This is a genomic window from Streptomyces sp. NPDC001868 (assembly GCF_040297125.1).
Classification (GTDB): domain Bacteria; phylum Actinomycetota; class Actinomycetes; order Streptomycetales; family Streptomycetaceae; genus Streptomyces.
This window is the reverse complement of sequence record NZ_JBEOYO010000001.1, coordinates 516,246-538,617: the sequence shown is the minus strand read 5'-3', so window position 1 is coordinate 538,617 and position 22,372 is coordinate 516,246. Positions and strand designations below refer to the sequence as shown.

Sequence of the window (22,372 nt, the reverse complement as noted above, 5' to 3'; positions counted from 1 at the left end):
CCCGCCGCCTGACCCCCGCTTCGGCCACCGGCTTCGCGTCCCTCCCCCCCCCGCGAGCCGGAGGCCGAGATACGCGGCGCGACCGGAAACGGCACGCGCTGCCCCCGGCCCGTACCGGGCGGAGCTCACTCTCCGCCCGGTACGGGCGCGTACGCGGGAAGCCGGGGTGGGTACGCAGGAAGCGGGGCCGCGTGCTCAGGCAGCCGGGCCGCGCCGCAGCACCTTGCCGTGGGTGTCCGCGTCGAGCGAGGCGCCGCCGTCGGGTCCGGTCACGGTGACGCGGATCGTGAGGGAGCCGGGGTGGGCGTCGGCGGTCAGCTGCCAGGTCCGGGGGAGAGCCGACCCCGAGCGTGGTCCTGGCCTCCCGGACCAGGGCGGGGACGCGGTCGTAGGGCAGGGAGTCGAGGTCGAACCGGGGAACGTCCGTACCGGCCGGCGCGAACACCACGGACAGCAGCCGTGAGGAACCCCCGCGCGAGGGCGACCGGCGTGTGGTGAGTGGGCGCCGGTGCCGTGGTGATCGTCATAGGGGCGGTTGTGCCGGGCCCAAGTGATCACAGGAAGACCTGTTGGCGTCCATTGACCGTCCCACCAGGCAAGTTGACCCCGCGCCCTCAGCTCGCAGGGAGACGGCCGCACCCCTGTGCCCCCTGTGCCCCCCCGCGTCACGCGGCGAGCGCGGCCGGTTCGCCGAGGTGGGCGGCCGCCGTGCGCCAGGCGGCCGTCACCGCGGCATGCGCCTGCCGGGTGCTCGCGGCGTGGCCGCCGGTGAGGGTGAGCGGTGCCCCGACGTGGACGTGCAGGTCCGGGCGGCGCAGGGGCGCGGTGACCAGGCCGGCGAGCTGCTTGGCCGTGTTCCCCGAGGTGACCCGGCGCGCCCCGGCCTGGCCGACCGGGACGACGGGCGCGCCGCTGCGTTCGGCGAGCCGGGTCAGACCGCTGCGGAACGGTTCGGGCGCGGCTTCGGCGGCGTCCTTGCGCGTCGGGATCCCGCCCTCGGCGTAGATGAGGATCGTCCGGCCCGCCGCCAGTGCCTCGGCGGCCAGGTCGAGCGCGTCGGCGGCGCGCGGGTCCCCGCGGTACACCGGGATGTGCCCTTCGCGTGCGAGCGCACGGCCCAGCACAGGGATCCGCCACAGGCCGGCGGCGCCCATGACGACAGGATGGACACCGAGACGGTGCAACGCGGCGAGAACGACGGCGGGATCGGCGAGCGAGGTGTGGTTCGCGGCGACGATACTGCCCGGCACCACGTCGGATCCGGCGTCGGCGGTCACCGTGAGACGTCCGAACACGGGCACCAGGACGTCGGCGAGGCGGCTGAACATGGGGTCTCCCGATCTCGGTGAGGATGACCCCCATCGTCGCCGCGCGCACCGCCCCGGACCTTGAGTGCGCGTACTCAACTTGTCCCGGCGCCGGTACCTAGACGCCGGGCAGCCGGGCAGCCGGACCGCGTCGTCGCGCATGCTCACGCGTGAGCCCGGGCTGTTCCAGTACCGAGGGATCCACGAACGCCGGGTCGCGGGGTGTGTCCGCGCGGCGACCGTTCCAGAGCCGACCGTCGAACATGTCGGCCGTAATCACCGGCCACGTCGGCCTCACCGGATCGGCGGCAGTCGCCACCACCAGGCTTCGAGGTCGTCGTGGTCGGCGAACTCCACGGGGGCCGCGTGGCGCGAGCGTTGGGCGATGGGCAGAGCGTCGGTGCGGTCGACGATGGCGCGCAGATCCCGTACGGCGGGCATCTCGGCGAGTTCGGCGACATCGAAGGGGCAGCCCGCCGGGCCGCCGAGAAGGGTTTCGCAGCCGAACGCGTACCACTCGCCGATGAGTTCGTGGTCGCGTTCCTTCTCGGCGGCGACGGCGATCTCGTGGACCACGTCGATCAGCGGGGTGCGGCGCGGCGCGGCCGCGTCGGAACCCTGGAGTTCGCCGACGGCGACCATGCGCCGCCACAGCGCGGTGCCGGCGTCGCAGTACAGGAACGGCGGCTCGACATAGCCGTCTTCGAGCCAGGAGCCGTAACCGTCGAAGTCGAGGGCGTCCTCGTCGAACGCGCGCAGTCCAGTGAACTCCGTGAGCGCGTCGAAGTACGCGGCGCGCGCGGCGTAGTCGGGGTGCCGCTCGACCGGAAAGCGGTACGTGTGCCCACGACGCAGCAGGATGTCCAGCACACGGAAGCGCGTGAACGAGCAGTCGTACCCGTCCTGGAAGGCGTACAGCGTCGCGAACCACTCCCGGACACGTGGGTCGCCCGGCTCGGAGCGGGCGTCCAGAAGGCGAATCGACTCCTCGACCAGATCCTCGATCCCATGCTCGGACATCGACATCTCCCTCCCGCACAGCGCGCCGCCGATGCCCGCATCCAACCAGCCCCCACAGCCCCACCACCCCGACGCGGCACCCCCACCCCACGATTACGTAGCCGCATACGCAACGCTACTGACGGCCTCCGGCAGCCCCAGAGCCCTGGAGCATCCGCCGGACGACGGCCGCGGCTTGTTCCGGGTGGGCCTCCAGCCATGAGTCGAGGTGTTCGCGGACGGCCTCCGCGACGCCGGTACGCACCGCGGTGTCGCCCAGTTGAGCCCTTGTGGCGCCGAGGAACTGGGGTTGGTCCAGCTTCACCGACACGACCGCCGTCAGGCCCTCGCCGATCCGGTCGGCGCCGAGATCGGGGTCCGTCGCGGTCAGCAGCCGGCGTCGGCGCGCGTACGCGTTGAGCGCGGCCGTCAGGCCGTCGCGGAAGCCCGCCACGTGCGTGCCGCCTCCGGGGGTGGGGCGGCTGTTCGCGAAGCTCTGGACCTGTTCCTCGTCGCCGGCGCACCACCGCAGGGCCACTTCCGCGGTGCCCGCCATCCGTGGGTCCTCCCGTTCGAAGCCGATGACGTCCGGGTGGACGGGTGGCCCTGAACGCGCGTCGAGGAAGGCGACGAAGTCCCGTGGTCCGCCCGGGAATCGGAACCGCAGCGACCGAATCTCGCCGGGGGAGCGCTCGTCGGTCAGTGTGATGTCCAGGTCCCGGTTCAGGAAGGCCAGTTCCCTGAAGCGTTGGGCCAGGGCGGCGAACGAGTACCGCACGGTCCGGAAGATGTCGGCGTCCGCCCGGAAGGCGATGGAGGTTCCGCTGTCGACGGCCGGGCCCACGGCGGTGGGGGCGGTGACCGCCAGGCCACGGCTGTACTCCTGGACCCACCGGACCCCGTCGCGCCGCACCTCGGCCGTCAGGCGGCTGGAGAGGGCGTTGGTGACGCAGGGGCCGACGCCGGCGAGACCCAGGTGCACGGAGCGGCGGTCGTCGGGTTCCGTCCGCGAGACCGTGCGGGTCAGCCGGGATTCGAGCCCGGGACCGCGGGTGTGACCGGCGGCCTCGACGGGGACGCCCGGCCCGTCGTCGCAGACCCGTACACCGCCGTCCGCCGTGAGGACGATGCCGACGGCTCCGGCCCGGCCGGCCAGGACCTCGGTCACCGCCAGGTCGGCGACCTCGAACACCAGCTGGTGCAGGCCGAATTCGCCCGTGGAGCCCACGTACATGCCGGGCCGCTTCCGAATGGCCTCCCGCCCCTCCAGCACCTCGATGTGGGCGGCGTCGTACCCGATGGCTTCGTCACTCACCAAGTCCCCCTCCGATGGACTCCGACAGAGGTCGTCAGCCTAGGTGAAATCCAAGAGAACACCAGGTCAGGGTGTATTTGTCGAGGGCGTGGACGGGTCGGTGAACGCCTCCCCGGAGGTCGTCGGCCCAGGGCCTGTGCATCGCGGTCAGAACGTGTCCATGGGCCCGCCGAAGGCGCGTACGCACCCGTTCCCGGCGGACCCGAAGTCACCGATTCGGTGTGCAGGGGACGGTGGGGGAGAGAGTGGGGTAGTCGGTGTAGCCGGTCTCGCCGCCGACGTACATCAGGTACTTGTCGCGGACGGGGTTGACGGGGGCGCCGATGCGCAGGCGTTCGACGAGGTCGGGGTTGGCGAGGAAGGGGCGGCCGAGGGCGATGAGGTCGGCTCCGGCCGACAGGAGGCGTTCGGCCGCTTGCCTGCCGCCGTCGGCGGGGATCCGGTCGGCGGGCAGGACGGGGTTGGCGACGAGGGTGCCGGGCCAGAGCCGGCGGAGGTGCTGGTAGACGGGCTTGTCCGGGTCGGCGAAGGTGAGGTGGAGGTAGGCCAGACCCTTGCCGGACACCTCATCGGTGAGTGCCGTGTACAGGGGGACGGCGGCGCCCTCGTCGATGCCGTTGACGGTGTTGCCGGGCGAGATCCGCAGGCCCACCCGCTCGGGGCCGATCGCCCGGGCGACCGCGTCGACGACCTCGGTGGTGAAGCGGACGCGGCGGGCTACGGAGCCGCCGTAGGCGTCGGTGCGGTGGTTGGTGTTGCGGGACAGGAACTGGTGCAGGAGATGGCCGTTGGCGCTGTGCACCTCGACCCCCTCGAAGCCCGCGTCGACGGCTTTGCGTGCCGCGGCGGCGAAGTCGTCGATCGTGGACCGGATGTCCTCGGCGGTCATCTCCCGGGGAACGACGGCGTCCTGGCGCCCGGTGGGCGTGTGGATCCGTTCCGGGAGCGGGATCGCGGACGGGGCGAGGGGCCACAGGCCACTGGTGTCGGGATGGCCGACACGACCGCCGTGCTGGAGCTGCAGGAACATCCGGCCGCCCGCCGCGCGTACGGCCTCGGTGACCCGCCGCCACCCGGCGACGTGCGCGGCGGTGTGGATGGCGGTGATGTTCGGATAGGTCTGCCCCACGGCGTTCGGCGTGGCGGCCTCCGCGATGATCAGGCCCGCGGAGGCCCGCTGCGCGTAGTAGCGGGCGACCAGCTCGGTGGGGACGCCTTCGGCGGTCGCGCGGTTGCGGGTCATCGGCGCGATGACCAGGCGGTTCGGCAGGTCGAGAGAACCCAGGCCGGTGGGTTCGAAGAGGCGTGAGGTGTTGCTCGTGGTGGACATGCCGACACCGTAGAATGTGACATCAGTGTCAGATTCAAGTCGACCGGACACGAGGTGGGCCTTGCGGATCGGTGAGCTGGCCCGGCGTACCGGGGTGAGCGAGCGGTCGCTGCGCTACTACGAGCAGCAGGGGCTCCTCACCGCCTCCCGCACCCCGGGCGGGCACCGCGAGTACGCCGGTCACGCCGTCGACCGGGTGATACGCATCCAGGAGCTCTACGCGGCGGGGCTGCGCAGCTCGAAGATCGCCCAACTGCTTCCGTGCATGCGGGACGCGGACGGAGGCCCCTCCGAGACCGCCGACGGCAAGCTGGTCGCCGACCTGACCGCGGAGCGGGACCGTATCGACCGGATGATCGGCGATCTGCTCCGCTCCCGCGCCCTGCTGGACGAGGTGATCGACACCGCCTCCGGCCGCGCCACGCCCTCCGACGACGATGGAGGCGACCTGTCGGCACAGGGATAAGAGTTAGGTGCAATCCAAGGTTAAGTACTGCTAGCGTGCGGGGCGGAGGTGGCGTGTGCAGCAGAAGCCGAGCCAGGAAGAGTTGTTCGCGGCGGTGGACGAACTGCTGGCGGGCGAACCCGAGTTGCCGCCGCCGGGGGAGCGGGCACGGCTGCGTGACGCGTCCGGCGTGAGCCAGGCCCGTCTGGCTCAGGTCCTGCGGACGACGAAGCAGACGGTGAAGAACTGGGAGAGCGGCCGGTCCGAGCCCCGCCCGCCCCAACGCCAGGCGTACCAGCGGCTGTTGGAGGGCTGGGCGGCGAAGTATCCGGCCGAGACGGTGAGTGAGACGGCCAACGGGACCGCGACCGAGTCGGTGACCGGGACCGCGACCGACACGGCGACCGAGTCGATGGCCGAGACCGCGAGCGAGTCGGCGACCGGGACGGTGAGCGAGTCGGCGACCGATCCGGAGGCGGGGGCTCCCACCGGGGACATTCCCCGACCGGGCGCCCCCGCCGGACTCGCTCCCCGAACGGACACCCCCACGAGGCGCGTTCCGGCGTCGGACGCTCTCGCCGGACCGGGACCGCACCCGCTCCCGGGGACCGCACCCGCGCCCGTTCCCGCACCGGCTGCCCCCGGAGGACCCGCCGGGCCCGACCACGCCCCCGGTTCCGTACCTCCCCCCGCACCCACCCACGACCACATCCCCCCGGCGCCCGGAACCTCCCCGAGCACCCACCGCCCCGCCCCTGCCCCTGCCGCCGTACCCCCATCGGTCAGGACTCCCAGCCCCGTACCCCCATCACGCCGGCCCTCCCGACCGCGAGCGGCGGCCTCCGCGGCCTCCGCAACCCCCGCCGCCCCCACCACCGACGCCCGCTTCCCGAACGGCCCCCTCGCCGTGCTGGACGGCGACGGCACCGCCTACTGCCTGGGTGGTGTGCTGCTGGAGTGCCCGGCCACCACCATTCCGCAGCTGGTGGACTGGGTGCTGCGGGAGTCCGGGGTCGGTGCGGCCCGGCTGCACCGGCACGGGAAGGACGCCGACCCGCTGATCGTGCTGACCGCCTCGGCCGCGGCACGGTTCGGTCTGCCGGAGCGGCTGGAGGACCGCCGGGGCCTGCGCCTGGCGGAGGACCACCCGGTGGTCAGGCAGATCGCCAAGGCCAAGTGGAAGCTCACCCAGCGCGGCTTCGGTCCGTGGCCGCGTGTCTACCGGCCCGCGCAGGGCGGCAGGCGGCAGTGCGTACAGCTGGCGATCCTGCCGTGGGAGGCCCTGGACAGCCGGGCCTGGGGCGGCGCCGACCGGCTGCACCCCGCTGATCTGGCCCGCGTCCTGGGTGTGTTCGCCTCCCGGGTGCTCACCCCGCGCGGCTCGACGGCCGTGACGGGGCTGGAGCTGATGACGGCGATGCGGCCACCGACCCGCCCGGTCAAGGACGAGGCCACCGGCGAGTGGGTCTCCGGCCCGAACCCGGGTGCGCTGGCCCGGCCGGTGGACCCGGCGCCGCCGGAGGCCCCGACGGAGCATCCGGTCGCGCGGGGCTGGGAGCGCGGCTTCCTCGACGAGGAGGCCTACCAATGGGTGCGGGACCCCGATCTGTTGTCGGACGAGGAGTGCCTGCTGCCCTGGGCCGTGGGCATCGACATCAACACCGCCTTCCTCGCCGCCGCCTCCCGTCTCCCCGTCGGCCTGTCCGAACCGGTCCACCACACCGCGCCCGTGTTCGACAAGAAGGCCCCGGGCACCTGGCTCGTGGACCTCTCCCACATCGAGCTGGACCCACGCCTGCCCAACCCCTTCACCCCCACCGGCCAACGCCCCGACGGACCGGGCTGGTACGCCACCCCGACCCTGGCGTACGCGGAGGAACTCGGCTGCGAGATCCGCCCGTTCGAGGCGTATCTGCGTCATGAGACGGGCGCCTACCTGGACCCGTGGCACGACCGGCTCAAGGACGCCTACCTCACCACCAGCACCGACATGGGCATCCCCATCGACAAGGACGCCGACCCGACGGCGTACCTGGACGCCATGGCGCTGCACAAGGCGTACGCGGCGGCCGACGAGACCCGCCTCGACGTGCTGCGCGCCGCGCTCGCCGAACTGCCCGCCGGTCGCGCCGACCTGAGCGACGACGAACTGGCGGCCCGGGTCCGCCGCCACCGGCAGGGCGCGATGGTGCTGTCGGCGATCAAGTCGACGGTCAAGGGCGGCATCGGCAAGCTCCGCGAACGCCCCCAGGGCCGCCACTACAAGGACGGCGAGCGCTGGCCCGCCCTGGAACGCCCCACCTGGAACCCGTACATCCGCGCGGCCGTCATCGCCAAGGCGCGGGTGAATCTGCACCGCAAGACGGCGAGGCTCGCCGCGCTGACGGGCCTCCATCCGCTGGCGGTCCTCTCGGACTGCGTCGTCTACGCCAGCCGCGGCCCCTCCCCGCTGCACTTCCTGCCCTCCAACGGCGACGGCACCCCCGTCTACGGCACCTTCCGGATCGGCGCGTCCCCCGGCTTCTGCAAGCTGGAAGGTGTGCAGGACATGGCCTGGGCGGTCGATCTGATGGAGCAGGGCTACAACCCCGCCCGTCACATCAAGGGCGACGGCCACGACGCTCAACTCGACGAAGGGGAGTAGCCCGTGGGCCACATCGACGACGCCCTCGAACGCGCCGACCAGGAGGCGTTCACCAAGGCACCGCCCAAGACCCTCAAGGGCCAGATCGGCTACCTGCTCAAGCAGTTGAAGACGGCCAGGGCCGTCGCGGCGGAGCTGGGCATCACCGCGGACTCCGTCAATCGCTACCGGCGCGGTGCCCGCAGGCATCCGCCCCGGCACATCCAGGACCGTATCGACGCCGCCGTACGGGCCCGCTGGCAGCCGCTGGTGCGCAGGCGGCGGCAGAAGCGGGCCGCCACCACCGGCGGGATCACCGTGGAGACACGCGCCCAGTTCGGCTACACCGCACCGATCGGCACGACCGACGACGCCCGCTTCCGCCGTCTGACGGTCCACCTTCCCCCGGAGTACGCGCGCCGCCTGTTCGACGCCCAGGCCCAGGGCGCCGACGACCGGCGGCTGCGCGACATCGTGGCGGAAGGACTGCAGGAGGTGTACTTCAAGGACGGCGGCCGCCGCGCGGGCGACCTCGAAGTCGCCCTCCAGGACATCGACTACTTCGATGTGTCCTTCTGACGGCCGAGGTGATCCGATGCCGATCGCCGTCGGCATCGACGTGATGCCGGCCAGGCGGAAGATGTCCGTGGGCGAACTCGCGGCACGCGTCGGGACCACCCCCGCCACGGGAGACCTGCCGCGCCGGGAGAACGGCGACCCCGAGGAGAACGACCGGCCATGACCGACCACGCGGGGCGCCCGCTGCTCTTCCTGGACGTCGACGGAACACTCCTGCCCTACGGCGGAGCGCGGCTCCCGTCGGCCGCCGAGGAGTGGGTCGACTGGCAGCACACGTCGAATCCCCAGCTGGCGAAGATCGACCTCGGCCACGGTCCGCGCCTGCTGGCCCTGCCCTGCGTCCTGATGTGGGCCACCGCCTGGATGCACGACGCCAACGAAGTGATCGCCCCGCTGCTCGGGCTGCCGGCGCTTCCGGTCGTGGACCTGCCCGAGGCGCCGGAGGAGGACGTCGCGGACCTGCTGCACTGGAAGACCCGGGCCCTCGTCCGGGCGGCTGCCGGACGCCCGTTCATCTGGGCCGACGACGAGATCACGGACCTCGATCGCGCCTGGGTGTCACGGCACCACCGAGGCCGGGCCCTCCTCCACCGCGTCGAAGCCGAGATCGGCCTCACCCCGACGGATTTCCTCGTGATTCAGCGGTGGTTGGGTGGCTCCTGACCAGCCGCCGCCTGAACGAGCACGCGCACGTCCCACGGCCCGAGTTCCAGCGGCGCGCCCACGGGCAGGGGCGCGCCGGTCAGCGCGTCGGACAGGAACACCGGCACGGAAACGCTCGCGGGCTCCCAGGCCCAGTTGTGGACGATATGGACGCGGCGCCCGTCGGGCGAGGTGCCGGTGGTGGCGGTCACGGACGGCGGGAGGTCGCGCCAGGCGTGGCGGGCGGCCGGTGCCAGCCACTCGGCCAGCGCCCGGCCGAGCTCACGGCCGGGGACCGTACCGACGTAGGTGACCTGGCCGGCGCCGTGGCGGCGGGTGGTGACGGCGGGCCAGCGGCCGAAGTGCGGGTGGTCGTAGGTGACGAGCGTGTCGGCGTCGGTGGGGGTCAGGCCGTCCGCCCAGCGGGTCGCCGTCGCGCCCTCGGGGAGGTGGAGCGGCCCGCCGGGCACTGCTCGCACCGGTATCTCGCGGACGAGGTTGCTGAACTCGTCGTAGCCGACACCCGCCGCCTCCGTGAGGCGCCCCGGGGCCCGTTCGGCGCGGGCGCGGGCCTCGTGGTCGGCGTATCCGGTGCGCGGCCCGAGGACGAGGTGGCCGCCCGCTTCCGCGTAGGCGGCGAGCCAGTCGAGGGTGGAGTCGGCCGCGAGGTACAACGCCGGGACGACCAGGACCGGGTGGCGGCGGACGGCCTCCTCGGGCGAGGGACCCTCCCGCTCTCCGCTCGGGTCGTGCAGTTGGCGGGCGTGGACGATACGGACCTGGCGGCCCGCGTCGAAGGCGCCCCGGTAGAAGGGGTCGAAGATCCGGTGGTAGGCGCTGGGGTCCGGCTCGCCGTCCGCGGTCGCGAGCGGCGGGTACTTCTCCATGAGCCATTTGCTGGGCGTGGAGTACACCATCGTGAGGTCGGCGTCCGGTTCGAGTCCGGCGACGAGGGGGCCCGCCGCCTCGAACTCCTCGCCGAGGCGGGCGAGTTCGGCGTACGTACGGCCGGGCTGCCCGGTGTGGGGGAGGATGCCGCCCCAGTAGGTCTCGGCGCCGAAGTGCAGGGTGTGCCAGTGCCAGTACTCGATCATGCGGGCGCCGCGTGAGACGAGCGCCCAGGCGGCCTGGCGCCACTGTCCGTCGTAGGCGGGGCGGTTGTCCCACGGCATGCCGATGGAGCCGGCGTTGGTCTCGGTGACGAGGAACGGTGCCTGGCGGGAGGAGAACATCCAGTCGGCGGTCTGGTACAGGGCCCACACGCCGGTGGTCTGCCAGATCTGCCGGTGGTCGTCGGGTGTGGGGTCGGGCAGCAGCAGACTGTCCTGCATGCCGTAGTACGGGTTGCCTGCGGCGATGTCGAGCCCGTCGGTCAGCTCGTCGTCCTCCACCCCTTGCCGGGTGTAGGAGATACAGGTGGTGACGAACTGCTCCGGTGTGGCGTACTCGCGGACGAGGTCGGCCTGCCGGCCGATGAACTCGGTGACCTGCCGGGCCTGGAACTCCCGCCAGGCGACGTCGTACTGGGGCTGCGCGTTGCCGTCCGGGGTCCACAGGTCGGCCCAGGTCGACAGCCGGTGGGACCAGTAGACCAGGCCCCATTCACGGTTCAGGGTCTCCACGTCGCCGTACTTGGCGCGCAGATGGTCCACGAAGCGCTGGAAGACACCGTGGTTGTGGAAGAGGTGCAGACCGGGTTCGTTGTCGACCTGGAAGCCGATGACGGCCGGGTGGCCGGCGTACCGGGCGACGACCTTGCGGATGATCCGCTCGGCGTGGAAGCGGAACGCGGGGTGGGTGAAGTCGACCTCCTGGCGGGCGCCCCAGCCGATGCGCTCGCCTGTGCGCCGCTCCCCGGTGATCTCCGGGTACTGGCGGGCCAGCCACGGCGGTACGGCGTACGTGGGGGTGCCGAGCACGACGGAGATGCCGCGCTCGTGGGCGCCGTCCAGGACGGGCTGGAGCCAGTCGAGATCGAACCGTCCGTTCTCCGGCTCCCAGGTCGACCACACCGACTCACCGACGCGGATCACGGAGACATGCGCGTCGGCCATCAGGTCCAGGTCGGTCTTGAGACGTTCGGCGGGCCGTTCGTACGGCTGGTACTCGTGGTAGTACGCGGCGCCGAAGAGGACGCGGTCGGGCAGAGCCGCCATGAAGGGAAACCTCCGAGAGAAAGGGTGGGGGGAAGGGGTACGAGGGCTGCGCGCGGGCTACTGCTTGACGCCGCCTGTGGCCAGGCCGCTCTGCCAGTAGCGCTGCAGCATCAGGAACGCCACGACGAGCGGGACGATCGAGATCAGTGAGCCGGTCACGACGAGCGCGAGCATGTCGCTGCTGGCTCCGGCCCCGCCGTTCTGGGCCTGGGCGGCCCAGGAGGCCAAGCCCACGGTGATCGGGTACAGGTCCGGGTCGTTCAGCATGATCAGCGGCAGGAAGTAGTTGTTCCAGGTCGCCACCAGCGTGAACAGCAGGACCGTCACCACCCCGGGGCCCATCAGCCGCAGCGCGATCCGGAAGAAGATCCGGGCCTCGCCGGCGCCGTCGATCCGGGCGGCCTCCAGGATGCTGTCGGGGACGGCGTCCTCGGCGTAGACGCGCATCAGGTACAGGCCGAACGGGTTGACGAGCGAGGGCAGGATGATCGCCCAGGGGGTGTTGACCAGGCCCGCCTGCGCGAACAGCAGATAGGTCGGGATGGCCAGTGCGGTGGTCGGGACCATGACGGCGCCGATGACCAGGTTGAAGGCGGCCCGGTCGCCACGGAAGCGGTACTTGGCGAAGCCGTACCCGGCCGTGGAGGCGAGCAGTGCGGCGCCGACCGCGCTGACCCCGGCGTACAGGACCGTGTTCAGCAGCCAGTGCACGAACACCCCGTCGTCCTGGGTGAAGGTCTCCTTGATGTTCGTCAGCGGCTGAGGGGCGCCGGAGAACCACAGGCCGAAGCTGTTGAACAGGTCCTGCGTGCTCTTGGTCGAGGCGACAAGGAGCCAGAACAGGGGCAGCAGGAAGTAGGCCAGGGCGGCCAGCATGGCGATCGTCAGCGGGGTGCTGCGGCGGGCGGTGGCCGTCGTCACGGGGTCCTCCTGCGGTTCGCGGTGAGCAGGACGCCGTAGGAGGCGATCACGATGACCAGGCCGAGGAGGAAGGACACCGTGGCCGCGTAGTTGACCTGCTGGCCGGTGAAGGCGAGGGAGTAGGCGTAGAGGTTGGCGGTGTAGGAGCTGGTGATCACGTCCGGGGCGATCTTCATCAGCAGGTTCGGTTCGTTGAACAGCTGGAAGCTGCCGATGACCGAGAAGAGCAGGGTGAGCAGCAACGCCGGGCGGAGCGCGGGGAGTTTGATCGACCAGGCGATGCGCCAGGCCCCGGCCCCGTCCATCGCCGCCGCCTCGTACAGCTCGTGCGGGACGGTGCGCAGGGCGGCGTACAGGATGATCATGTTGTAGCCGACGAACTCCCAGGTCACGATGTTCGCCAGACTGCCCAGCATCCAGCCTTCGCCGAGGAAGTCGGGGACCGGGAGGTCCAGGTTCCGGCTCAGCTGGGCGAACGGGCCGAAGTCCGGGCCGTACAGATAGCCCCACATGAGCGCGGCGACGACGCTGGGCACGGCGTACGGGACGAAGATGCCCAGCCGGATCACCCGGGCCAGGCGCAGCAGGCCGCTGTCGAGCGCGAGGGCGAACAGCAGCGCCAGCAGCAGCATCACCGGGACCTGGACCACGAAGAACAGCGCGACCCGGCCGACACCGTGCAGGAACTGCGGGTCGCCGAAGGCCTTGACGTAGTTGTCGAGGCCGACGAAGGCCGTCCCGCCGATCAGACGCTCCTGGAAGAGGCTGAGGTAGGCCGCGTAGCCGAGCGGGGCGAGGTAGAGGAGGAGGAACAGCACCAGGAAGGGTGCGACGAAGAGCGGTCCGGCCGAGCGGTGGCGGCGGGTGGTGGCCATGTCAGCCGCCCTTGACGGTGAAGCCCTGGTTCTTCGCGTACGCCGTCAGCCGTGACTGCCAGCTGCCGAGGGCCCTGACCGTGTCGGACCTGTCGGCGAGGGACTTGCCGACGGTCTCCGTCCAGTCGGTCGCCGCCTGGTCGAGGAACGGCGGCCACTGGAAGGACGGGTCCACACTGGCGCTGATGTCGGCGAAGACCTGGTTGACCTTCTGGCCACCGTAGAAGGACGGGGCGTCCGACACGAACTCCGCGTCCGTGAGCAGGGACTTGGTCGCCGGGAAGAAGAACTGCTCGGTGGCGAACATGCTGGCGCTGTCCGGGTCGCTGTTGAGGAACTGCGCGAACACCGCCGCCGCGATGGGGTTCTCGGTGGAGCGGAGGACGGCGGTGGTCGAGCCGCCCCAGTTGCCCGAGCTGGGCTTGGCCGCGTCCCACTGGGGGAGCGGGGCCGCGCGCCACTTGCCGGCGGTGGCCTTGGCCGAGCCCGAGAGGAAGGCCGGGCCCCAGGCGGCGGTGATCCAGGTGGCGTACCTGCCCTGGTTCAGCGCGGCGTACCAGCCGTCGGTGAAGTCCGGCTCGACGCTGATCACGCCCTCCTTCGCCAGCCCACCCCAGTACCCGCCGAGCTTCCGGGAGACGGCGTCGTCGACGCTGATGGTGATGTCGCTCCTGCCGGACACGGCGTACGGCTCGGCGCCCGCCTGCCACAGCAGTCCGTGCCAGGCGGCGGGCTGGTTGGCCGCGAGGTTGGTGAGAAAGACGTCGGGGTCGGCCTTGTGCAGCTTGCGTGCCGCCTCGGCGAACTCGTCCCAGGTGCCCGGCACTTCGATGCCGTGCTTGTCGAAGATGTCCTTGCGGTACAGCAGTCCCATCGGGCCGGTGTCCTGGGGGATCGCCCACACCTCGCCGTCGCCGCCGCTGACCTGGCCCCAGGTCCAGTCGACGAACCGGTCCTTCAACTCTGCGGCGCCGTACGGCCGCAGGTCCAGGAGACTGTCGGTGATGGTGAAGGTCGGGATGGCCTGGTACTCCATCTGCACCAGGTCCGGGGCGCCGCTGCCGGCCTTCAGCGCGGTGCGCAGCTTGGTGTACTGCGGGGTGCCCTGACCGGCGTTGACGACCTTGACCTTGACGGCCGGGTATTTCTTCTCGAAGAGCGCGATCTCCTTGGCGATGTTCGGGACCCACGTCCAGAACGTCAGCTCGGTCGGCGTCTTCATCGCCTTGTCGATGTCGGCCCGGGCGACCGGCTCGGCGGAGCCGGAGGAACTGCCGGAGCCACCGCCGCCGCAGGCGGTCAGGGCCGCGCCGAGCGACAGGGCACCCGTCGTGCCGAGGAACAGCCGACGGCTCATGGGGGAGGAGGCGGTGGAGGAGGCGGCTGTGCGCGCGTTTCTGGGCATGGTGAACTCCCGCCGGTGGCGAAGGGGTTGGCGGCACGCCCGGTTCAGGGCGCGCGGAGGTGTGTGGGGTGCTGAGGGTGTGCGGGTCGCGCAAGGGGCGGCACGACGACCGGGCTCGAACGCCGGCGTCGACGCCGGAGCACGGCCGGGATCGCGGCCGGGGAGAAAGGAGAAAGGGAGGGCGAGGGCGCCCGGACAGGTGCGGGGACCTGGCTCGGGGCATGTCGCCGGCTACGGGGGCGGCCCTACGGCGACCGCGTGAGGGGCGCGCCGGAAGTGGCGGGGGCGTGACGGGTACAGCGGCTCGATCCGGGGTCACGCGCCGGCCGTGCGTGGCGCCGATGCGGTCAGGGCGGGGAGGTGGTGGTCAGCGCTGGGTGGCGGCGCCTCCTCCGTGCGGGACGGGCGGGGCGGGGGCGTCCGCCGGAGTGCGGGAGGCCGTGCGCCGCCCGCGTGCCGGGGTCGTCCGGCTCGGCGGTGGCGCGGTCGAGGCGCGGACGACGAGGTCGACCGGTGGGTCGCTCGGCGGCAAGGGGTCCGCGTCGGGGTTCTCGATGAGGTGCACGAGACGCTTGAGCCCCTCCTGCGCCACGGCGTCGAACGGCTGCCGCACCGTGGTCAGCGGAGGAGTCACATAGGCGGCGACCGGGATGTCGTCGAAGCCGACGACACTGACGTCCTCCGGCACCCGGCGCCCGGCCTCCGTCAGCGCGCGGATCAGACCGATCGCCATGTCGTCGTTGGCGGCGAAGACCGCGGTGACGCCGTCGTCCTCGGCCAGTCGGTGTCCGGCCGCGTACCCGGAGGCCGCCGACCAGTCGCCCCGGACGACCTCGGGCACGTCCTTCCCGTGGGCCGTGAGCGTCGCCCGCCATCCCTCCAGACGGTCCCGGGCGGCGTACCAGCGCTGCGGGCCCGCCAGATGATGGACCGTCGTGTGGCCCAGCCTCAGCAGGTGCTCGGTGGCGGTACGCGCCATCAGGTCGGCGCCGTCACCCGCGTTCAGCACCGCGGGCGCGGTGACGAACGGCGGCGCGCCGATGACCAGCACCGGCACGGCGACACGCAGCGTCATGTCGCCGCCCTCGCCCGCCTCGTCGATCGGCTCGGAGATGACGATGCCGTCCACGCCCTGGTCGAGGAGCGAGTCCACGGCCCCCGCGACACCCGCCGGGTCGCCCTCCACGGTGTTGACCACCCGGAGCGCGTAGCCCGTGTCCCGGACGACCCGCTCGACCCCCATGAGCAGCGAGGCCGGGCCGTACAGAGCCGTCCCCAGCGTCACCACCCCGATGGAGCGGGTCCGTCCCGAGGCCAGCGCCCGGGCGGCGTTGTTGCGCCGGTAACCGAGCTGCTCCGCGGCCTCCGTGACCCGTCTGCGGACCTCGGCGGAGACGTACGGCTCGTCGTTGAAGACCCTCGACACGGTCTTCTGGGAGACACCGGCCAGCCGCGCCACGTCCGTACTGCTCGGCGCCCCGGGGCTCCCGCCCCGCCCTGTACCTCGCGTCATGATGCCTCCCGGTGACCGCCGCGAACCAGACCGATGATGTCAGACATCACCTTCCTGACCGCGCTGTCATGTCTGCGTAGTCATGTCTACGCAGTCAGGCGACTGTCGTCAAGGGGTCGGAACGCACCGGTCCTGCCGGCTCGCCCGCGCCGGGATGCGCGGGCCACGGGTGTCAGGCGTCGGGAGCCGTGTGGACGCGTTCCCCTTCCACGAAGGTCTGCAGGACGCGGGTGGCCGCGATGTCCTCGGGCGGGCCCGTGAACGGGTCGCGGTCCAGGACGACCAGGTCGGCCGCCTTGCCGACGGTGATGCTGCCGGTGAAGGTGTCGAGGCGGTTCACGTAGGCACTGCCGGCCGTGTACGCGGCGAGGGCGGCTCCGAGGTCGAGGCGCTGTTCGGGCAGGAACTCGGGGGTGCCCTCGGGGGCGTCCGGGGAGCGCCGGTTGACGGCCACATGGATGGCCTGGAGCGGGTCGGGGCTGCTGACCGGCCAGTCGCTGCCCGCCGCGAGCGTCACCCCGGCGCGCAGCAGATCGCCGAACGGGTACTGCCGGGCGCCGCGTTCGGGGCCGAGGAACGGCAGGGTGAGTTCGTCCATCTGCGGTTCGTGGGCGGCCCACAGCATCTGGAGGTTGGCGGTGGCGCCGAGGGCCCGGAAGCGCCGTACGTCGTCGGGGTGGACGACCTGGAGGTGCGCCAGGTGGTGGCGGGAGTCGCGGTGCCCGTTGGCGGCGCGGGCGGCCTCGACGGCGTCGAGGGCCTCGCGGACCGCGCGGTCGCCGAGGGCGTGGAAGTGCACCTGGAAACCGAGCGCGTCGAGTTCGGTGACGTACTTCTTCAGCTCGCCCGGTTCGACGAAGCTGATGCCGCTGCCGTCCGAGGGGCAGCCGCAGCCGGTGAGATAGGGGTCGAGCATGGCGGCCGTGTGGTTCTCGGCGATGCCGTCCTGCATGATCTTCACCGTGCCGGCACGGAACCGGCCCCCGCTCAACTCCGCGCGCCGAGCGGCGAGTTCGGGGATCTGCTCGGCGCCGCGCTCACGGTCCCACCACAGGGCGCCGACGACGCGGGCGGTGAGGAGCCCCCGGTCCATGGCCGCCCGGTACGAGGGCGCCGGGTCCGTCATGTTGGCGTACGCGCCCACGATGGCGTCCTGCCAGGCGGTGACCCCGTGGGAGTGCAGCACGGCCTGGGCGCGCAGCAGGGCGGTCAGCTGTTCCTCGGGGGTGGGGTCGGGCACCAGGCGGCCCACCAGGTGGACGGCGCCCTCCTGGAGCATGCCGGTCGGCCGGCCGTCGGCGTCGCGTTCGATACGGCCGTCGGCGGGGTCGGGGGTACGGGCGTCGATGCCGGCCCGCTCCAGGGCCCGGGTGTTGACCCAGGCGCCGTGGTGGTCGCGGTTGGGCAGGAAGACGGGCCGGTCGGGGACGATCGCGTCGAGGGCGGCGGCGGTGGGGGCGCCGCCGGGGAAGGCCTCCAGGGACCAGCCGCCGCCGGTGATCCACTCGGCGTCCGGGTGCTCGTCGGCGTACGCCCGGATCCGCCGCAGATACTCGGCGGGGTCGACCGTGTCGGCGAGATGGCACAGGCCCAGCTCCAGGCCCGCGCCCTGCGGGTGCACATGGGCGTCCTGGAAGCCGGGCAGCAGCAGCTTTCCGGCGAGGTCGACGACCTCGGTGCCCGGCCCGATGAGGGCGTGCACCTCGTCGTGGCCGACGGCCGTGATCCGTCCGTCGTGCACGGCCACGGCGGTGGCACGGCTGCGGGCCGGATCGACGGTGTGGACGGGCCCGCCGGTGAGGACGAGATCGGCGGGACCCGTGACGGGGGACTGGGGCATGGGGGTGGACTCCAGGAGGGGGGTGGTGGGTCGGGGGCGTGGTCGAACCGCTGTCGGTGCGCGGCCCGGGGCTCAGACGGCCGTGCGGTCCATCGGGAGCGCGATGGCCTCGGCGTCGGTGCCGCGTCCGGTGGCGAAGTACGGCGACCGGCGGACGTACTTGGCGATCGCGGCCATCCCGAGGCCCAGCAGGACGATGACGGCGGGCAGGGAGAACATGAACCACCCGTTGTCGGGGCTCAGTTCGATGTGGTCGGTCATGGTCAGATACGAGTAGCCGAGGTAGCCGCCGAGGCCCAGCAGCACCAGCCCCGACACGGCGGGCACCCCCACGGCGAGCACCGCCGTCCCGGGTCCCTCACGGAGCGTGGACCGGAAGCGGACGGCGCAGGCGAGCGCGGTGAGGCCGTAGTAGAGGGCGACGAGCAGGCCGATGGCGTTGACGGCGGCCAGCAGCATGTCGCTCAGCCGGGGGAGGGCGACGGCCAGCAGGGCGACCGTGGCGGCGATGGAGAGCACGACGACCGTTCCCGCGGCGGGGGTGCCGTAACGCGGGTGCACCCGGGTCCACACCGGGCCCATGGTGCGGTCCCGGCCCATCGCGAGCAGTCCGCGTGCCGTGGGGATCAGCGTGGACTGCACGGAGGCCGCGGCGGAGAACATCAGGGCGACCAGGGGCAGCGTGGCCCAGGGTTCCGCGGCCAGCTTCTGCCCGAGGTACGGCAGGGCCTGCGGGCCGTTCTCGACGAGTTCGGCGAGGCTCATCTCGCGCTGGAAGGCGACCGAGGCGAAGAGGAACAGGCCCAGCATGGCGAAGAGCGCGATCAGGCCGCCGCGGGCCGCGTCGCCCGGTTTCCTGGTCTCCTCGGTGACACTGAACGCCGCGTCCCAGCCCCAGAAGAAGAACACCGCGAGGACCATGCCCTGGGCGAACGTGGTGCCGTCGGCGATCTCGAAGGGGTTGAACCACGAGAAGGAGAAGGCGTGATCGCCGGTGAGGAGCGCCCAGCCGCAGAACCCGATCAGCACGGCGTACTCGAAGACCAGCAGCGCGAACTGGAAGCGGGTCGTGGCACGCGTACCGGTGATGGCCAGGGCGGTGAGGCCGAGCAGGAGCACCAGCCCGACGGCCGTGCTGACGCCGGTGGACCCCGGATCGAGAGTGACGCCCGCCAGGGTGGTCAGTCCGGCCTTGTTGGCGAAGACCAGGACGACCGAGCCCATGACGGCGCTGGTGTAGGCGCAGAAGATGACCGAGCCGACGACGGTGACCCAGCCGGTCAGGAAGCCGGGCCAGGGGCCGAGGGTCTTGCCCACCCAGGTGTAGCCGTTGCCGCAGTTGGGCTCCGAGCGGTTGAGCCGGGCGTAGGCGGTGGCGATGCCCAGCACCGGCAGGAAGGCGAGGAGCAGGAGCGCCGGGCCCTGCAGACCCACGATGGTCGCGATCGTGCCCATGCCGATGGCGATGCTGGTGGTGGCGGCCGTGCTGGAGGCGGCGATGGCGACGCCGTCGACCACACCGAGGGAGCGGCGCAGTTGCGTGGATGACATGGAGGCTCCTCGTGGAGAGGGGACGAGGGTGGAGCCGCGCGGGACTGTGATGGAACACCTGGCGTTCGTCTTGCGTCAATGCTGTTGACATAAGGGGGCCCGGACCCTTCACTGCCGGTACGCGGTCCCGGCCGACAGGCGTCAGCGACAGGAGCCCCACCATGTCCACCCGTGTCCCGCAGGAACGCAGACGGCGCCGACCCACCCGCTCGGGTGTCGTGCTGTCGGAGGAGCTGATCGTGGAGACCGCGCTGCGGCTGATCGGCGAGCACGGCCCGGAGGCGCTCAGCGTGCGCCGGCTCGGCACCGCCCTGGGCTGCGACCCCAGCGCCCTCTACCGCTACTTCGAGAACACCGACGACCTGGTGCTCGCCATCGCCGACCGCATCATCGGCGACGCCATGGCGGGCTTCGACCCCGGGGACGACTGGGTGGCCGCCCTGCGCGAGATGGCCCTGCGCGTCCGCGCCGGATACCTCGCCCACCCCCGCGCCGCCGCCTTCGCCTCGTACCGGGTGACCCGGCGCCCGAACGAGATCCGCGCCGTCGACACCGGTATCGGCCTGCTGCTCGCCGCGGGTTTCGGACCGGCCGACGCGCCCCGCCTGTATCTGGCGTTCATCGACACCGTGCTCAGCCACGCGGCCATGGACGCCGCGTTCCAGGCACTCCCGCGCGGCCGGCGCGAGGCCGACGCCCGGGCGTGGCAGGACGTCTACCAGGGCCTGGACCCGGCGTCGTACCCGGCCCTGACCGCCGTACGCCAGGAGCTGCGGACCGTGGCGGACAGTTCCTTCGAGGAGGCGGTCGACCTGCTGCTGGAGGCGTTGGCGGCCCGGGCGCCGGCGAGGTGAACTCAGTCGAAGGTCCTCAGCCGAAGGTGCCGAGCATCGCGCCCATCGCGGCCACCACCGACGGCTCCACCCGGTAGTAGACCCAGGTGCCACGCCGTTCGGAGGTGAGCAGACCGGCCTCCTTGAGCTTCTTCAGGTGGTGCGAGACCGTCGGCTGGGAGACGCCGACGTCGGAGATGTCGCACACGCAGGCCTCGCCGCCCGCGTGCGAGGCGACGAGCGAGAACAGCCGCAGCCTGACCGGGTCGCCCAGCGCCTTGAACATCGCGGCGGTCCGCTCGGCCTCCTCGGCCGTCAACGGTCGCTCGGTGAGCGGCGGACAGCACGGCGCGACGGCCTCTGCGGCGACCTCGGGCTCCAGCAGCGGCAGCGCTCGCGCCAGCACCTGTGGCGGCACCTTGGGGTTCGACATATGTCTATGTTGCCATGCGGGGGCCGCTAATTCGATGACTCTCTATATTGATATTCATCGATGAAAGTGCCACGATGGCCATGCAAGAGATCGACGAACATCGAAACAAAGGGGAACCCGGTGACTGCGTCCCACAACAGCGTGCTCGCCCCGGACCAGCTGCCCGTCGTGGTCATCGGCGCGGGCCCCATCGGTCTGGCCGCCGCCGCCCACCTCGTCGAGCGCGGTCTCGACACCCTGGTCCTGGAGGCCGGCCCGGTCGCCGGGCACGCCGTACGCGAGTGGGCCCATGTCCGGCTGTTCTCGACCTGGGGCGAGCTCATCGACCCGGCCGCCGAGAAGCTCCTGGCCCCGACCGGGTGGGTCCGCCCCGACGCCTCCGCCTACCCGACCGGCGGCGACTGGGCCGAGCGCTACCTCCAGCCCCTCGCCGACATCCTCGGCGACCAGGTCCGTTACGGCGCCACGGTGACCGGCGTCGCCCGCGCCGGCCGGGACCGCGTGGTCGACTCCGGCCGCGACGAGCAGCCCTTCACCGTGCACCTGAGGTCCGCCGACGGGCGTGAGGAGCGGATCGCCGCCCGCGCCGTCGTCGACGCCTCCGGCACCTGGTCCGTCCCGAGCCCGATGGGCGCCGACGGCCTGCCCGCCCTCGGCGAGAAGACGGCCGCCGACCGCGTCTCCTACCGCGTGCCCGACCTCGACGACCCCGCCGTACGCGCCCGTTACGCGGGCCGGCGGACCGCCGTCGTCGGCTCCGGCGCCTCCGCGTTCACCGCCCTCGCCCTCCTCGCCGACCTGGCGAAGGAGGAGGGAGGCGGCACGCACGCGGTGTGGGTCCTGCGGCGCGGCATCGGCGCGCACACCTACGGCGGCGGCGAGGCCGACCAGCTCCCCGCCCGGGGTGCGCTGGGCCTGCGAGCCAAGGCAGCCGTCGAGGCCGGCCACGCGTCCGCCGTCACCGGCTTCCGTACCGAGGCGGTCGAACGCGCCGCCGACGACCGGCTCGTCCTGGTCGCACAGGACGGCCGCCGTCTCGACCCGGTCGACGAGGTCATCGTCCTCACCGGCCTCCGCCCCGACCTGTCCTTCCTCGCCGAACTCCGCCTCGGCCTCGACGAACGCCTCCAGGCCCCGACCGCCCTCGCCCCGCTCATCGACCCCAACGTCCACTCCTGCGGCACGGTCTACCCGCACGGCGTCAACGAGCTCTCCCACCCCGAGCAGGGCGTCTACCTGGTCGGCATGAAGTCCTACGGCCGCGCCCCCACCTTCCTCGCCATGACCGGCTACGAGCAGGTCCGCTCCGTCGCCGCCGCCCTCGCCGGGGACCAGGAGGCCGCCGAGCGCGTCGAACTCACCCTCCCGGAGACGGGCGTGTGCGGCGGCGCGGGCCTCTTCGACGAGCCGGACAACCCCGAACAGTCCGACGGCGGTTGCTGCGCCGCCCCCGCCACCCTCCAGATCGGAACCGGCAACCCGGGCACGGCCTCCGGCGGCTGCTGAGGGATCAGTCGACGAGGACGGCGAACAGCCCGGCCCGCACACATGCTCCGTCCGGCTCGCGTCCCCGTGGAACGTTCCACGTTTGAATCGACTCAACAA

The 22,372-nt window shown here is 72.2% G+C and carries 18 protein-coding genes and 2 pseudogenes; 7 read left to right on the top strand and 13 right to left on the bottom strand.

What is annotated here, in order from left to right:
• Positions 1 to 195: 195 nt before the first annotated feature.
• The 5 genes and pseudogenes from ABT147_RS02365 to ABT147_RS02345 form a co-directional block, all read right to left on the bottom strand.
• Positions 196 to 460: pseudogene (locus ABT147_RS02365) on the bottom strand (hypothetical protein); the annotation flags it as partial.
• Positions 461 to 665: 205 nt separating this feature from the next.
• Positions 666 to 1,328: a lysophospholipid acyltransferase family protein gene (locus ABT147_RS02360; RefSeq protein ID WP_351401813.1), complete on the bottom strand. Its 663-nt coding sequence runs from the start codon at positions 1,326 to 1,328 to the stop codon at positions 666 to 668.
• Between the two features lie 273 nt (positions 1,329 to 1,601).
• On the bottom strand, positions 1,602 to 2,327 hold the full coding sequence (locus ABT147_RS02355) for a hypothetical protein (RefSeq protein ID WP_351401811.1): 726 nt from the start codon (positions 2,325 to 2,327) through the stop codon (positions 1,602 to 1,604).
• A 115-nt stretch (positions 2,328 to 2,442) separates the two neighbouring features.
• Entirely contained in the window at positions 2,443 to 3,621 is a 1,179-nt protein-coding gene (locus ABT147_RS02350) for a DNA gyrase subunit B (protein ID WP_351401809.1), read from the bottom strand.
• A 208-nt stretch (positions 3,622 to 3,829) separates the two neighbouring features.
• Positions 3,830 to 4,951: an alkene reductase gene (locus ABT147_RS02345; RefSeq protein WP_351401806.1), complete on the bottom strand. Its 1,122-nt coding sequence runs from the start codon at positions 4,949 to 4,951 to the stop codon at positions 3,830 to 3,832.
• Between the two features lie 61 nt (positions 4,952 to 5,012).
• Between ABT147_RS02345 and ABT147_RS02340 the strand changes: the two genes are divergently transcribed.
• From ABT147_RS02340 to ABT147_RS02310, 5 genes and pseudogenes are all read left to right on the top strand, one after another.
• The gene (locus tag ABT147_RS02340; protein WP_351401804.1) at positions 5,013 to 5,417 is read left to right on the top strand and encodes a MerR family transcriptional regulator; all 405 of its coding nucleotides are present in this window, start codon (positions 5,013 to 5,015) and stop codon (positions 5,415 to 5,417) included.
• Positions 5,418 to 5,472: 55 nt separating this feature from the next.
• Positions 5,473 to 8,040, top strand: coding sequence for a telomere-associated protein Tap (tap, locus tag ABT147_RS02325; RefSeq protein WP_502983015.1), 2,568 nt, complete (start codon positions 5,473 to 5,475; stop codon positions 8,038 to 8,040).
• A 3-nt stretch (positions 8,041 to 8,043) separates the two neighbouring features.
• Positions 8,044 to 8,598, top strand: coding sequence for a telomere-protecting terminal protein Tpg (gene tpg, locus ABT147_RS02320; RefSeq protein WP_351401802.1), 555 nt, complete (start codon positions 8,044 to 8,046; stop codon positions 8,596 to 8,598).
• 16 nt (positions 8,599 to 8,614) lie between these two features.
• Positions 8,615 to 8,704 (top strand): annotated as a pseudogene (locus ABT147_RS47280) (helix-turn-helix domain-containing protein); the annotation flags it as partial.
• Positions 8,705 to 8,757: 53 nt separating this feature from the next.
• The gene (locus ABT147_RS02310; protein ID WP_351401797.1) at positions 8,758 to 9,261 is read left to right on the top strand and encodes an HAD domain-containing protein; all 504 of its coding nucleotides are present in this window, start codon (positions 8,758 to 8,760) and stop codon (positions 9,259 to 9,261) included.
• Here ABT147_RS02310 and ABT147_RS02305 read toward each other — a convergent pair.
• From ABT147_RS02305 to ABT147_RS02275, 7 genes are all read right to left on the bottom strand, one after another.
• Positions 9,237 to 11,396: a beta-galactosidase gene (locus ABT147_RS02305; RefSeq protein ID WP_351401795.1), complete on the bottom strand. Its 2,160-nt coding sequence runs from the start codon at positions 11,394 to 11,396 to the stop codon at positions 9,237 to 9,239. The two genes, ABT147_RS02310 and ABT147_RS02305, sit on opposite strands and share 25 nt — an antisense overlap.
• A gap of 57 nt (positions 11,397 to 11,453) precedes the next feature.
• Entirely contained in the window at positions 11,454 to 12,272 is an 819-nt protein-coding gene (locus tag ABT147_RS02300; RefSeq protein WP_351401968.1) for a carbohydrate ABC transporter permease, read from the bottom strand.
• Positions 12,273 to 12,313: 41 nt separating this feature from the next.
• Complete coding sequence (locus tag ABT147_RS02295) at positions 12,314 to 13,192, bottom strand: carbohydrate ABC transporter permease (protein ID WP_351401793.1); 879 nt, start codon at positions 13,190 to 13,192, stop codon at positions 12,314 to 12,316.
• A gap of 1 nt (position 13,193) precedes the next feature.
• Positions 13,194 to 14,597: an ABC transporter substrate-binding protein gene (locus ABT147_RS02290; RefSeq protein WP_351401790.1), complete on the bottom strand. Its 1,404-nt coding sequence runs from the start codon at positions 14,595 to 14,597 to the stop codon at positions 13,194 to 13,196.
• Between the two features lie 367 nt (positions 14,598 to 14,964).
• A complete protein-coding gene (locus ABT147_RS02285) occupies positions 14,965 to 16,110 on the bottom strand; it encodes a LacI family DNA-binding transcriptional regulator (protein WP_351401788.1) in 1,146 nt (381 codons plus the stop codon).
• Between the two features lie 172 nt (positions 16,111 to 16,282).
• Positions 16,283 to 17,950 (bottom strand): amidohydrolase, encoded by a 1,668-nt coding sequence (locus ABT147_RS02280; protein WP_351401787.1) that lies wholly within the window; start codon positions 17,948 to 17,950, stop codon positions 16,283 to 16,285.
• Positions 17,951 to 18,022: 72 nt separating this feature from the next.
• The gene (locus tag ABT147_RS02275; protein WP_351401785.1) at positions 18,023 to 19,501 is read right to left on the bottom strand and encodes an APC family permease; all 1,479 of its coding nucleotides are present in this window, start codon (positions 19,499 to 19,501) and stop codon (positions 18,023 to 18,025) included.
• Between the two features lie 161 nt (positions 19,502 to 19,662).
• On the opposite strand from ABT147_RS02275, the gene ABT147_RS02270 reads away from it, so the two are divergent.
• Entirely contained in the window at positions 19,663 to 20,355 is a 693-nt protein-coding gene (locus tag ABT147_RS02270) for a TetR/AcrR family transcriptional regulator (RefSeq protein WP_351401783.1), read from the top strand.
• Between the two features lie 16 nt (positions 20,356 to 20,371).
• On the opposite strand, the gene ABT147_RS02265 is transcribed toward ABT147_RS02270, so the two are convergent.
• Positions 20,372 to 20,767 (bottom strand): ArsR/SmtB family transcription factor, encoded by a 396-nt coding sequence (locus tag ABT147_RS02265; RefSeq protein ID WP_351401781.1) that lies wholly within the window; start codon positions 20,765 to 20,767, stop codon positions 20,372 to 20,374.
• 141 nt (positions 20,768 to 20,908) lie between these two features.
• On the opposite strand from ABT147_RS02265, the gene ABT147_RS02260 reads away from it, so the two are divergent.
• Positions 20,909 to 22,273 (top strand): FAD-dependent oxidoreductase, encoded by a 1,365-nt coding sequence (locus tag ABT147_RS02260; protein WP_351401965.1) that lies wholly within the window; start codon positions 20,909 to 20,911, stop codon positions 22,271 to 22,273.
• Positions 22,274 to 22,372: the final 99 nt, after the last annotated feature.